The 12,453-nt window shown below is 66.4% G+C and carries 10 protein-coding genes and 1 tRNA gene; 6 read left to right on the top strand and 5 right to left on the bottom strand.

The window, feature by feature from the left end; genetic code table 11:
- Positions 1 to 22 precede the first annotated feature (22 nt).
- A complete protein-coding gene (locus LX70_RS09550) occupies positions 23 to 502 on the bottom strand; it encodes a YidH family protein (RefSeq protein WP_105514462.1) in 480 nt (159 codons plus the stop codon).
- Between LX70_RS09550 and LX70_RS09545 the strand changes: the two genes are divergently transcribed.
- The 5 genes from LX70_RS09545 (at position 501) to LX70_RS09525 (ending at position 6,869) form a co-directional block, all read left to right on the top strand.
- Positions 501 to 2,234, top strand: a complete 1,734-nt coding sequence (locus tag LX70_RS09545; RefSeq protein ID WP_105514460.1) for an ATP-binding protein — start codon at positions 501 to 503, stop codon at positions 2,232 to 2,234. The two genes, LX70_RS09550 and LX70_RS09545, sit on opposite strands and share 2 nt — an antisense overlap.
- On the top strand, positions 2,231 to 3,463 hold the full coding sequence (locus LX70_RS09540) for a sigma-54-dependent transcriptional regulator (RefSeq protein ID WP_105514458.1): 1,233 nt from the start codon (positions 2,231 to 2,233) through the stop codon (positions 3,461 to 3,463). The genes LX70_RS09545 and LX70_RS09540 overlap by 4 nt, the downstream gene beginning before the upstream one ends.
- Before the next feature lie 204 nt (positions 3,464 to 3,667).
- Positions 3,668 to 4,672: a DctP family TRAP transporter solute-binding subunit gene (locus LX70_RS09535; RefSeq protein WP_105514456.1), complete on the top strand. Its 1,005-nt coding sequence runs from the start codon at positions 3,668 to 3,670 to the stop codon at positions 4,670 to 4,672.
- Between the two features lie 66 nt (positions 4,673 to 4,738).
- The gene (locus LX70_RS09530; RefSeq protein WP_105514454.1) at positions 4,739 to 5,416 is read left to right on the top strand and encodes a TRAP transporter small permease; all 678 of its coding nucleotides are present in this window, start codon (positions 4,739 to 4,741) and stop codon (positions 5,414 to 5,416) included.
- A gap of 4 nt (positions 5,417 to 5,420) precedes the next feature.
- Entirely contained in the window at positions 5,421 to 6,869 is a 1,449-nt protein-coding gene (locus LX70_RS09525; RefSeq protein ID WP_105514452.1) for a TRAP transporter large permease, read from the top strand.
- Between the two features lie 163 nt (positions 6,870 to 7,032).
- Here LX70_RS09525 and LX70_RS09520 read toward each other — a convergent pair.
- Together LX70_RS09520 and LX70_RS09515 are read right to left on the bottom strand one after the other, a co-directional pair.
- Positions 7,033 to 7,109: transfer RNA gene (locus tag LX70_RS09520), tRNA-Met, on the bottom strand.
- Positions 7,110 to 7,164: 55 nt separating this feature from the next.
- Entirely contained in the window at positions 7,165 to 8,175 is a 1,011-nt protein-coding gene (locus tag LX70_RS09515) for an NAD-dependent epimerase/dehydratase family protein (protein WP_105514709.1), read from the bottom strand.
- Between the two features lie 117 nt (positions 8,176 to 8,292).
- Between LX70_RS09515 and selD the strand changes: the two genes are divergently transcribed.
- A complete protein-coding gene (selD, locus tag LX70_RS09510) occupies positions 8,293 to 10,470 on the top strand; it encodes a selenide, water dikinase SelD (protein ID WP_105514450.1) in 2,178 nt (725 codons plus the stop codon).
- Positions 10,471 to 10,555: 85 nt separating this feature from the next.
- Here selD and mnmH read toward each other — a convergent pair whose 3' ends face one another.
- Positions 10,556 to 11,614, bottom strand: coding sequence for a tRNA 2-selenouridine(34) synthase MnmH (gene mnmH / locus LX70_RS09505; protein ID WP_105514448.1), 1,059 nt, complete (start codon positions 11,612 to 11,614; stop codon positions 10,556 to 10,558).
- Positions 11,615 to 11,745: 131 nt separating this feature from the next.
- Positions 11,746 to 12,342, bottom strand: coding sequence for a L,D-transpeptidase (locus LX70_RS09500; protein WP_105514446.1), 597 nt, complete (start codon positions 12,340 to 12,342; stop codon positions 11,746 to 11,748).
- Positions 12,343 to 12,453 lie beyond the last annotated feature (111 nt).

The following is a 12,453-nucleotide window of genomic DNA, read 5'->3' as shown; positions in this document are numbered from 1 at the left end:
CGAAATGCTATAAGGGGGCGGGTCACGCCCCGCCCGCGCCCTGCGACAGACCGAAGAGATAGACGAAAAGCGTCGCCAGCAGCAGGGCGAGCATCGAGGCGAAAAGAACCTCGATAAAGCCGAAGGCGCGGCTGTCCTGCCGCGCCTTGCGAATCTCCCGCCGGATGATGAGGAAACGCAGCGTCGACATCAGGACCAGCGCCGCGCTAAGCCCGATCAGGGCGGTGCCGGTGGCGCCGCCGCCTGGCCCCGACGGCAGCTTTTCGATCAGCAGGCCGAACCCGGCGACTGCCACGGCGGTGCGCACCCAGGACAGGAAGGTGCGTTCATTGGCGGCGTGTTCCTGGAAACGGTCGATCATGGCGTCCCCCTTCTGCCCGGCCAGAAGATACCGGACCGTCGCCGGGGTCAATTTCCCATCGCCGGACGGGGCCGCGAAAACGCGCTGGCCTTCGCCACGGCCCGCCGGGTAAGGTCCGGGGCCGAGGAGGAGAGATGCCATGGGCCGGCGCGCCACCGTTCTTGCCGCCTTCGTGATGGTGACCTGCCTGCTGACCGGCGCGGCCTGGTGGCTTGCGCTGCGCGATGGGCTGTCGCGGCTGGCCGAACGCGGGCAGGCGGACCTTGCGCTGTCGGGCGATCGCCTGACCGGGCAGCTTCAGCGCTTTCGCGAGATGGCGGTGCTGATGTCCGACCACCCCGAGGTGACCGCGCTGGCCTATCACCCCGACGCCGACCCGGCGCAGGCGACGGCGCTGTTGCGGCGGACGGCTGATGTCACCGGGTCGAACGAATTGCTGCTGCTCTCCGCGACGGGGCGGGTCATCGCCTCGTCCGGCGGTGATGTCGGGCAGGACCGCTCAGGCCAGCCGCATTTCCTGCGCGCGATGCAGGGCGCGCTGGGCTTCGCGCGCGAGATCGAGCCTGAGACAGGCCACCGCCTGTTCGTCTACGCCGCGCCGATCTTTGCCCCCGATGGCCCGGTCGCCGGTGCGCTGGTCGCGCGGATCGCGACCGAGACGGTCGAGGTGACGTGGCGCGGCGATCCGATGATCGTCTTCTTCACCGACCAAAGCGGCGTCGCCTTCGTGTCGAACCGGGATGAGCTGATCCTGGCCCGCTTCGGCGCCGACCAGCCGACACCGGAACTGGCCGCGATGGCCGGTGAGGTGCGGCTGCGCGAACGCGCGACAAGCTTTGGCGGCTATGACATCTGGACGCTTTCGGGCGGTCCGCACCTGCCCGAACGCACCATGCACCTGACCCGGCCCTTGCCGGTGGTCGAGATGACGGGCGAGGCGCTGGTCGACATCGCGCCCGCCGAACGGCAGGCGGGGCTGGTGGCCGCGATGGTCGCGCTGGCCTCTGTCGGGCTGGGCGCGGTCGTCTTCGCGCTGATGGAGCGGCGCCGCGCGCTGGCCGACCGGCTGGCGGTCGAGGCCGAGGCGAACGCCCGCCTGGAAGGCCGGGTGGATGAGCGGACACGCGCGCTGTCGGACGCCAACGAACAGCTGCGCCGCGCGCAGGCCGAACTGGTGCAGGCGGGCAAGCTTTCGGCGCTGGGCCAGATGTCGGCGGGCATCAGCCACGAGTTGAACCAGCCGCTGATGGCGATCCGCTCCTATGCCGAAAACGCCGCGCTGTTCCTTGAACGCGGCATGGGCGACAAGGCCGCCGACAACCTTGGCCGCATCTCCGACCTTGCCCGCCGCATGGGGCGCATCATCAAGAACCTGCGCGCCTTCGCCCGGCAAGAGACGGAGGCGGTGAACGACGTCGATCTGGGTCAGGTCATCGCCGCCGCGCTGGAACTGACCGAGGCGCGGCTGGCCGCGGCCGGGGTGACGGCGGACTGGACCCCGCCCGCCCATCCGCTTTGGGTCCGCGGCGGCGAGGTGCGGTTGCAGCAGGTGCTGGTCAACCTGATATCGAACGCCGCCGACGCGATGCAGGGCGGTGGCGTGGTGACCGTCACCGCGCGCCCCGAAGGCGGCAGGGTGCGGATCGCCGTACAGGATACCGGGCCGGGCATCGCCGAACCCGACCGGATCTTCGACCCGTTCTATTCCACCAAGGAGGTCGGCGCGGGCGAGGGGATGGGGCTTGGCCTGTCGATCTCCTACGGCATCGTCAAGGGCTTTGGCGGCGACATCACCGGGCTGAACCGGCCCGGCGGCGGGGCGGAGTTCGTGATCCTTCTAGACGCCGCGAAACCGGGAAGGAAGGCGGCATGAGCATTGACCGCGTGCTTCTGGTCGATGACGACCGCGCCGTGCGCGAGGCGCTGGGCCAGTCGCTTGAACTGGCCGGGATGCGGCCGCTTCTGGCGGGGAGCTATATCGAGGCCAAGGACCATATCGCCGCCGAATTCGAAGGCGTAGTGCTGTCGGATATTCGGATGCCCGGCAAGGACGGCTTCGCGCTTCTTGATCTGGCGCGCAAGGTCGATCCCGATCTGCCGGTGATCCTTCTGACGGGCGAGGGCGACGTGCCGACGGCGGTGCGCGGCATGACCGGCGGCGCCTTCGATTTCCTCGAAAAGCCCTGCAACCCGTCCGAACTGATCGCGGTGGTGACCAAGGCGCTCAGGACGCGGGCGCTGATCCTTGAAAACCGCGCGCTGAAGCGCGAAATCCGGCGCGGCGATGCGGCGGCGCGGATGCTGGTCGGTTCCTCCGCCGCCTCCGAACAGATGCGTGAGGCCGCGCGGATGGCGGCGCGCACCTCGGCCGAGGTGCTGATCTCCGGCCCGCCGGGCGCGGGGACCGCGAAGATGGCCGAGGTGATCCACCTTCTCTCCGCCGCCGCGATGCGCCCGTTTCAAAAGCTTTCGGCGGCCTCGGCCACACCCGACGGGCTGGCCATGCTGTTCGAGAAATCCGGCGGCGGGACGATCTTTCTTGATGAGGTGGCGGCACTGCCCATGGCCGCCCAGTTCGCGCTTCTCGACCTGATCGACAGCCATTCCGGCACCCGCGTCATCGCCGGGACCTATCGCGACCTTGCCCGCGACGCGGCAGAGGGGCGGTTCAACCCCGATCTTTTCTACAAGCTCGACGTGATGCGCGTCCGCATACCGCCCCTGAAGGAACGGACCGAGGATATTCCCGTCCTCTTCCGCCATTACGTCGCCATCGCCTGCGAACAATCCGACCTGCCGATGCCCGAAATCACGCCCGACGTCATCGCCGGGCTGATGGCGCAGGACTGGCCCGGCAACGCGCGCGGGCTGATGAATGCGGCGATGCGCTTTGCCATGGGCCTGCATGAGGCGCAGGAAGACACCGGCGCCCCCGGCCTTTCGGCGCAGATGGCGCGGGTTGAACGCACGCTTCTGATCGAGGAACTGACCCGCCGAAACGGCAACGCGACCGAGGCGGCGGCGGCGCTGAAACTGCCGCGCAAGACCTTCTACGACAAGCTCGCCCGCCACGGGATTCGGGCCGAGGATTACCGGGAATAGTGTGCGGTTTTCCGCACAGTTGGCGGTAACGGCTGTGTGACAACCCAGCCTGCCGGTTTCGGCGTGAGGGCCGGTTTCCCATCATGCTATTGAAACAAAATGAAAAAACAGGGCGCCGACGCCCCGCGAACTAATCGTTGCCGCCCCGCCGCGATGGCGCTTTTGTCATGCCATCACTGTTTCGGACCAATGGGAGGAGTTCCGATGAAAGCCATTCTGACATCCATGACCGCGATCGCCCTTGCGCTGTCGGCCAGCGCCGCCGCCGCCAATACCGAAGGCTGCGACGACGGTGAGATCGTGATGAAATTCGCCCATGTCACCAACGCCGACAAGCACCCCAAGGGCATCGCGGCCAGCCTTTTCGCCAAGCGTGTGAATGCCGAGATGGACGGCACCGCCTGCATGGAGGTTTTCCCGAACTCCACCCTTTACGACGACGATCAGGTGCTTGAGGCGATGTTGCAGGGCGACGTGCAATTCGCCGCCCCGTCGCTGTCGAAGTTCGAAAGCTTCACCAAGCAGTTCCAGATTTTCGATCTGCCCTTCATGTTCAAGGACATCGCAGCGGTGGACGGGTTCCAGAACTCTGAAACCGGCACGAAGATGAAGGATTCGATGGCCCGTCGCGGTCTTCAGGGTCTGGAATTCTGGCATAACGGTCTGAAGCAGATGTCGGCCAACAAGCCGCTTCTGGCGCCGGGCGACATGAAGGGCCTGAAGATCCGCGTCCAGCCCTCGGACGTGATCGTCGCGCAGATGGAGGCGCTGGGCGCCTCGCCGCAGCCGATGGCCTTCTCCGAGGTCTATGGCGCGCTGCAACAGGGCGTTGTGGACGGGCAGGAAAACACCTGGTCCAACATCTACGGCCAGAAGTTCTATGAGGTGCAGGACGGCACGACCGAAACCAACCACGGCGTTCTCGACTATCTCGTCGTGTCCTCGACCGACTGGCTCGACAGCCTCGACCCGGCGGTGAAGGATCAGGTGCTGACGATCCTGAACGAGGTCACGGTGGAACGGAACGCGGCCGTGAATGAGGTCGACCAGGCGGCGCGGCAGTCGATCCTCGACGCGGGCGGCGTGATCCGTGAACTGACGGATGAGCAGCGCGCGCAATGGGTCGACGCGATGAAGCCGGTCTGGGACAAGTTTGCCGAGGGCATCGGCCAGGAAAACATCGACGCGGCGCAGTCGTTCAACAAGTAAGACCGGCATTCGGCTGAACACCGGCCGGGGGCGGAAACGCCCCCGGTCGTTCCGGGGGGAGGGGACATGAGCGGATATGAGCCGCGATCGGCCTTGGGCCAGATCGTCAATGAACTCGAAGAGACCGCCATCGCGATCCTGCTCGGCGCGATGACGATCATCACCTTCGTCAATGTCGTGATGCGCTATGTCTTCAACGCCTCGCTTATCTGGGGGCTGGAACTGACGCTGGCGCTGTTCGCCTGGCTGGTATTGTTTGGCATGTCCTATGCGGTGAAGGTCACCGCGCATCTGGGTGTCGATGCCGTCATCAACATCCTTCCGCAACGCGGGCGGCGCATTCTGGCGCTGATCGCGGCGGCTTGCTGCCTGATCTACGCCTTCCTGCTGCTGAAAGGGGCCTGGGACTACTGGGCGCCCTTCGCGGGCTTCGAACAGACCGGCGGGCGCTGGTTCCCCGATGGCTTCATCAAGACCCGCGATCAGGCCTGGTACGAGACCGAGCAGATCCCGATGCCGGACTGGCTGCGCTTTATCGAGCCGATTTTCAATCAGGGGGAGCATTACGAGAAGCTGCCCCGTTTCATCCCCTACGCGATGCTGCCCTTCGGCGTCGCGCTGCTGATGTTCCGGCTGATTCAGGCGACCTGGGGCATCGTTACCGGCACGCGGGATGGCCTGATCGTCAGCCACGAGGCCGAGGACGCCATCGAGGACGTCCGCCATATGAATCAGGGGGACTGAACCCATGGAAGTCGTTCTTCTGTTCCTGATGGTCATCGGGCTGATGCTGATCGGGGTGCCGATCGCGATCTCGCTTGGCCTGTCCTCCACGCTGTTCCTGCTGTGGTATTCCGACACCTCGCTCGCCTCGATCGCGCAGACGCTTTATCAGGCGATGGAGGGGCACGCGACGCTGCTGGCGATCCCCTTCTTCATCCTCGCCTCCAGCTTCATGTCGACGGGCGGGGTGGCCCGGCGGATCATCCGCTTCGCCATCGCCTGCGTCGGCCACCTGCCCGGCGGGCTGGCCATCGCGGGCGTCTTCGCCTGCATGCTTTTCGCCGCGCTCTCCGGCTCATCGCCCGCGACGGTGGTCGCCATCGGCTCCATCGTCATCGCGGCGATGCGGCAGGTGGGCTACACCAAGGATTTCGCCGCCGGGGTGATCTGCAACGCAGGCACGCTGGGCATCCTGATCCCGCCGTCCATCGTGATGGTTGTCTATGCCTCGGCCACCGATGTCTCGGTCGGGCGGATGTTCCTGGCGGGGGTGTTTCCGGGGCTTCTGGCGGGCGTCATGCTGATGGCGACGATCCTGATCTGGGCAATCTGGAAGAACCTGCCCAAGGGCGAATGGCTGGGCTGGCGCGAGATCGGGGCAAGCTTTCTTGACGCCTTCTGGGGCCTCTTCCTGATGGTCATCATCGTGGGCGGGCTTTACGGCTTTCCCTGGATCGGAACGCATGACGTGACGCTTCTGGACGGCACGCGCGGGTCGGCCTTCGGCATCTACTGGGAAAAGGGCGTCTTCACGCCGACCGAGGCCGCCGCCGTCGCCTCCATCTGGGCCTTCATCGCGGCGAACTTCATCTATCGCGACATGGGGCCGCTGGCGCGCGAAGGCCGCCCGCGGAGCCTGATCGAGAAGCCCGTCGCGCTGGTCACGGCCTTCTTCCACCGCGACACGCGCGCGACGCTGTTCGAGGCGGGCAAGCTGACCATCACGCTGATGTTCATCATCGCCAACGCGCTGATCCTGAAGCATGTGCTGACGGATGAACAGATCCCGCAGCAGATCGCGGGCGCGATGCTGGACGCGGGGTTCGGCAAGATCGTGTTCCTAGTCATCGTGAACGTCATCCTGCTGATCGGCGGGCAGTTCATGGAACCCTCGGGCCTGATCCTGATCGTGGCGCCCTTGGTCTTCCCGATCGCGATCGAACTGGGCGTCGATCCGATCCATCTGGGCATCATCATGGTGGTGAACATGGAAATCGGGATGATCACGCCGCCGGTGGGGTTGAACCTTTTCGTGACCTCGGGCGTCGCGGGCATGTCGATGATGCGGGTGGTCAGGGCGGCGCTGCCGTTCCTTGGCGTCCTCTTCGTCTTCCTCATCATCGTGACCTATGTCCCGTTCCTGTCGACCTGGCTGCCAACGCAGGTGATGGGTCCCGAAACCATCGTCAAATAGAGGCGCCTTTCAGGCGCCGCGCTTCCTGTCTCGGTCCTGTGGCGAAACGCCACAGGACCTCGGGCCGCCTCCGGCGGGAGTATTTGGCAACGGAGAAGTGGGCTGCGCGGATAGCGCGCCAAAAACCGGGTTTCAGCGGGATTTTAAGGTTTTAAGGGGGATTTGGTGGCCAGGGGCGGACTTGAACCGCCGACCCCGCGATTATGAGTCGCGTGCTCTAACCAGCTGAGCTACCTGGCCACTGGGGCAGCTAGGTATGCCAGCCCCCCGGCCCCGTCAAGCGCGAAAATCCCGCCTAAAGCCGGTAGTGGTCGCGGTACCATTTGACGAATTCCGCCATCCCGTCGCGGATGTTCGTTTCAGGCCGGTAGCCGGTCAGGCGGCGCAGAAGGCTGTTATCGGCCCAGGTCGCCGGGACGTCGCCCTTCTGCATCTCCATATAGTGTTTCTGCGCGGCCTTGCCGGTTGCGGCCTCGATGGCGGCGATGAAATCCTCAAGCGCGACTTTCTCGCCATTGCCGATATTGACCACGCGCCAGGGCGCGACGGGGGACAGGCTGTCGCCCTTGGCGATCTCATCGGGGCTGGCGGGGCGTTCCGGGATGGCGTCGATCAGCAGGCGGATCGCGCGGGTAAGGTCGGTGACATAGGTAAAGTCGCGGAACATGTTGCCGTGGCCGTAGACGTCGATCGTCTCCCCGGCGAGGATCGCGCGGGTGAACTTGAAGGGCGCCATGTCCGGCCGACCCCAGGGGCCGTAGACGGTGAAGAAGCGAAAGCAGGTCGTCGGCAGGGCGTAAAGATGCGCCCAGGCGTGGCTGAGGCTTTCGGTGGCCTTCTTGGTCGCGGCGTAGAGCGAGACCTGGGTATCGGCCTTGTCCGGCTCCCGGTAGGGCATGTCGGTATTCGCGCCGAAGACCGAGGAGGTCGAGGCGAGGAGGAGATGGCCGACCCTGGCGTCCCGCGCCGCCTCGATGATGTTGAACGTCCCTTCGATATTGGACGAGAGATAGCTGCGCGGCGCTTCGAGGCTGTAGCGCACGCCCGCCTGCGCGGCGAGATGGACGATGGCGTCGGGGCGGAATTCGGCGATGTCCTGCGACAGCCGCGCGGCATCTTCCAGCATGAATTCGGCAAAGCTGAAACCGGGGTGCTGCATCAGACCCGCGAGGCGCCCGCGCTTCAGGCTGACGTCGTAATAATCCGTCATCCCGTCCATGCCCCGGACGGTGATCCCTTCGTCCAGCAGGAGCCGGGCGAGGTGGTAGCCGATGAACCCGGCCGCGCCGCTGATATAGACCCGCATCTGTCCGTTTCCGTTGCCCCGCTGCCCGTCCTTACCGCGCAAATGGCCCCCGGCCAAGTCCACCCATCGCCAAATCCGGGAGGAGCGGCTACGAAGGGGCCAGAAGGAGGGGCCGTCATGCAGCCGCAGATCCCACTGACGCGCGATCTTGTGATGATCGGGGGCGGGCATACCCATGCGCTGGTGCTGCGCATGTGGGGGATGAAACCGCTGCCGGGTGTCCGGCTGACGGTCATCAACCCGACGCCGACGGCGGCCTATTCGGGGATGTTGCCGGGCCATATCGCGGGCCATTACCCGCGTGAGGCGTTGCAGATCGACCTGGTGAAGCTGGCCCGTTTCGCGGGTGCGCGGGTGATCCTTGGCCGCGCGGCGGGCATCGACCGTCAGGCGCGGCGGGTGATCGTGCCGGGCCGCGCGGATGTGGGTTATGACATCGCCTCGATCGACATCGGTATCACGGCGGAGATGCCGGACCTGCCGGGGTTCGCCGATCATGCGGTGCCGGCCAAGCCGCTCGATGCCTTCGCCGACCGCTGGGAACGGTTCGTCCGCGACGTGCGGGCGGGCAAGCGCGCGCCGGTGGTGGCGGTGATCGGTGGCGGCGTGGCGGGCGTGGAACTGGCGCTGGCCGCCGCGCACCGGCTGGGCGACGGCGCGAAGGTGACGGTGGTCGAGGGAACGGCCCCGCTTGCCGCGCTGGGCAAGGGCGCGCAGCGGGCGCTTTTTGCGCATCTGGAGCGGGCGGGGGTCGATCTGCTGGCCGGGCTGCCCGCGATGGGCGTGGACGAAACCGGCGTTTACCTCAGCGACGGGCGCCATGTACCTGCGGGCTTTGTCCTTGGCACGGCGGCCACGCGCCCCGCGCCCTGGCTGGGGACGACGGGCCTTGCGCTTGACGCAGGCTTTGTCGCGGTGACCGAGACGCTTCAATCCGAAACCGATCCGGCGGTCTTTGCCTGTGGCGACATCGCCGCGATGACCTGGGCGCCACGCCCCAAGGCCGGGGTCTATGCGGTGCGGCAGGCGCCGGTGCTTTACGACAACCTCAGGGCCGCGCTCAGCGGTAGCGGGACGCTCCGGCGCTACCGCCCGCAGAAGGACTACCTGAAGCTGATCTCGACCGGCGGCAAGGGGGCGGTCGCGGACAAGTGGGGCCTCAGGCTCGACCGGCCCGCGCTTTGGCGCTGGAAGGACCGGATCGACCGCAAGTTCATGGAGAAGTTCCACGACCTGCCGAAGATGGCCGTCCCACCCCTGCCCGCGACGGTGGCGGAAGGCGTGCGCGAGGTGATGGGCGACAAGCCGCTTTGCGCCGGTTGCGGCGCCAAGGTGGGCTTCGGCGATCTGGCATCGGTCCTTGTCGATCTGCCGCGCGTGGGGCGGGCCGATGTGCTGATGGGGCCGGGGGACGATGCGGCGGTGCTGGTCTGCGGCAAGGCGCAGCAGGTGCTGACCACCGACCACCTGCGCGCCTTTACCGAGGATGCGTGGCTTTTGTCGCGCATCGCCGCCATTCACGCCATGGGCGATGTCTGGTCGATGGGCGCGCGGCCGCAGGTGGCGCTGTCGCAACTGATCCTGCCGCGCATGGCCCCCGCGCTTCAGCGTGAGACGCTGCGCGAGGTGATGGCGGCGGCGGCCGAGGTCTTTGCCGCCGAAGGCGCGGAGATCGTCGGCGGCCACACGACCATGGGGGCGGAGATGACGGTGGGCTTCACCGTCACCGGCCTGTCGATCAACGGCCCGATTTCCATCGCCGGGGCGAAGCCGGGCGACTGGCTGGTCCTGACCAAGCCCGTCGGCACCGGCGTGGTCCTCGCGGCCGAGATGCAGGGTGCGGCGGATGGCAACGTGGTGGCGCGTTGCCTGGCCTCGATGGCGCGGCCGCAGGGGGCGGCGGCGCGGCTTCTGGCGGCCCATGCCCATGCGATGACCGATGTCACCGGCTTTGGCCTTGCCGGGCATCTGATGGAGATGATGGACGCCTCCGGCACCGCCGCGCGGATCGACATGACCTATGTGCCCCTGCTGCACGGGGCCGAGGCGCTGTCGGCCTCGGGCCATGGTTCTACCCTGCTACCGTCGAACAAGGCCGTGACGTCGCGGATGTTCTGGACCGAAAGCGCGCGGGCGGACCTGCTGTTCGATCCGCAGACGGCGGGGGGACTGCTGGCCGCTGTGCCTGCCTCCCACGCGCGCGACATCGTGGCCCGGCTGCGCGACGCGGGAGAGGGCGCGACGATCATCGGCGCGGTCGAGGATGGAAAGCCGTTCCTGACGGTGGACAACTAAAGCGTTTCGGGTTTTCGTTGAGAAATTAAGCATCAGAATTCGAACGAAATAAGTTCAAATTCTGAGTCTGTGCAAACCCGAAATGCTAAAGCGCGGGCAGCCCGGTGATCGCCGCCGCGATGCGGCCCGCCAGATCGGGTAGCGCCTTTGGTGACAGGTCCGGCGCGGCGACCTCGGGATCCTCCGGGCGGGCATAGCGGGCGCGGTGCTTTTCGTAGCGCGGATCGTAATGGCGGCGCATCAGGTCGGCTGCAAGAACCTGGGTCTGCCCGTCCGAGGCGAGCCTGAGCCAGCTTTCGATCACCTCGCCCGCGTGTGAAGGCCGCAGCCGGTCGATGATGCCGGTCAGGCGTCCGGTATCGGCGCTGACATCGGCATAGGTGTGCGCCAGATAGGCGGCGCGGGCGTCAAGCGGTGCGCGGATATGGATGCGGGGCGCGGCGGTCATCGCGGCCCAAAGCCCCTTCGGCACCGACAGATCCCCGATGCGGGAGCTTTCGGCCTCGACCACCACCGGCGCTTTGGGGTCAAGCTGCGTCAAGGCGGTCGCCACACGCCCCTCGAATGCCTTTTGCGATGGCTGCCCGCCCGGCATATGCCCGAACAGCGATCCGCGATGGTTCGCCAGCCCCTCAAGGTCAAGGATCTGCATGCCGAGGGCGGCGAGGTGGTACAGAAGCTCTGTCTTCGCCGATCCGGTATTGCCGTCCAGCACGACGACGGGCGCGGCGGGCGGTGTCTCAAGCGCCCCGACCACCAGCTTGCGCCAGGATTTGTAGCCGCCCTGCACAAGCTCCACCCGCCAGCCGACTTGGGACAGGATCGTGGCGAAGGACCCGGACCGCTGCCCGCCACGCCAGCAATAGACCAGCGGCCGCCATCCGCCGGGCATCCCGGCCAGCGTGTCCTCCAGATGCCGCGCGGCGTTCCGCGCCACCAGCGCGGCGCCGATCTTGCGGGCAAGGAAGGGGGACTCCTGCTTGTAGATCGTGCCGACCCTCGCCCGCTCTGCATCGTCGAGGACGGGCAGGTTGATCGCACCCGGCAGGTGATCCTCGGCGAATTCCGCAGGGGAACGCACGTCGATCACCGCGTCGAAGCCAAGCGTCAGCGGATCGGTCACAGAGGTCAGGGTCAGGGCCATGCGCCCTCTCTAACCGCTCGGGCCGCGGGCCGGAAGGGGGCGATGGCATTTCGGGTTTGCACTGACTCAGAATTCGAACTTATTTCGTTCGAATTCTGGCACTTACGTTCTCAAAGCAAACCCGAAACGCTTTAGTAGACCGTTACCGGCGCGCCGATGGCGACCCGGTTGTAAAGGTCGATCACATGGTCGTTGACCATGCGGATGCAGCCGTTCGACACCGAATGGCCGATGGAGTTCGGCTCGGTCGTGCCATGGATGCGGATCGCCGTGTCGCGCCCGTTCTGGTAAAGGTAGATCGCCCGCGCACCGAGCGGGTTTCGCGGCCCGCCCTCCATGCCATCCTCGTATTTCTTGTAGGCGCGCGGATTGCGCGCGATCATCTCGGGCGTGGGCTTCCAGCTTGGCCATTCCACCTTCTTGCCGACCGAACAGGCGCCGCGGAACACCAGCTCCGCCTTGCCCACGGCAACGCCGTAGCGGATCGCGACACCTTTGCGGACGATGTAATACAGGAAATGCTGCGAGGAGATGACGATGATCGAACCCGGCTCGAACTCCCGCTTCACGCGGAAGACGGCGGGGTAGAATTCGGGCGCGATGGAGACACCGGGCAGCGGCGCGGGCGGCAGGTTGATGTCATTCCCGATCACGGCAAGGGCCGGCGCGGCGGTAAGGGTCAGCGCGGCGGCGGCCGTACCTTGGGCGAACTGGCGGCGGGTCAGCATTGTCACGGCTCCTCAATTTCAACTCGGAAGAACGCATCCGGCACGCTCGGGTGCCATTTGATGCGATTCTGGCAACAATTCTGGCGTTTCAGGGGCGGAATCATGTGGAAA

The sequence above is a fragment of the Albidovulum denitrificans genome (assembly GCF_002973535.1).
GTDB classification, from domain to species: Bacteria; Pseudomonadota; Alphaproteobacteria; order Rhodobacterales; family Rhodobacteraceae; genus Albidovulum; species Albidovulum denitrificans.
The sequence above is the reverse complement of the archived record's forward strand: the minus strand, read 5'-3'. Positions and strand labels throughout refer to the sequence as shown.

Bases quoted from the DNA above. Each gene is read 5' to 3' on its own strand.
- LX70_RS09530 (WP_105514454.1), top strand. From the start codon at position 4,739: ATGAGCGGATATGAGCCGCGATCGGCCTTGGGCCAGATCGTCAATGAA.
- mnmH (WP_105514448.1), bottom strand. From the start codon at position 11,614: ATGGCCCTGACCCTGACCTCTGTGACCGATCCGCTGACGCTTGGCTTC.
- LX70_RS09550 (WP_105514462.1), bottom strand. From the start codon at position 502: ATGGCATCTCTCCTCCTCGGCCCCGGACCTTACCCGGCGGGCCGTGGC.
- LX70_RS09525 (WP_105514452.1), top strand. From the start codon at position 5,421: ATGGAAGTCGTTCTTCTGTTCCTGATGGTCATCGGGCTGATGCTGATC.
- LX70_RS09540 (WP_105514458.1), top strand. From the start codon at position 2,231: ATGAGCATTGACCGCGTGCTTCTGGTCGATGACGACCGCGCCGTGCGC.
- LX70_RS09545 (WP_105514460.1), top strand. From the start codon at position 501: ATGGGCCGGCGCGCCACCGTTCTTGCCGCCTTCGTGATGGTGACCTGC.
- selD (WP_105514450.1), top strand. From the start codon at position 8,293: ATGCAGCCGCAGATCCCACTGACGCGCGATCTTGTGATGATCGGGGGC.
- LX70_RS09535 (WP_105514456.1), top strand. From the start codon at position 3,668: ATGAAAGCCATTCTGACATCCATGACCGCGATCGCCCTTGCGCTGTCG.
- LX70_RS09515 (WP_105514709.1), bottom strand. From the start codon at position 8,175: ATGCGGGTCTATATCAGCGGCGCGGCCGGGTTCATCGGCTACCACCTC.
- LX70_RS09500 (WP_105514446.1), bottom strand. From the start codon at position 12,342: ATGCTGACCCGCCGCCAGTTCGCCCAAGGTACGGCCGCCGCCGCGCTG.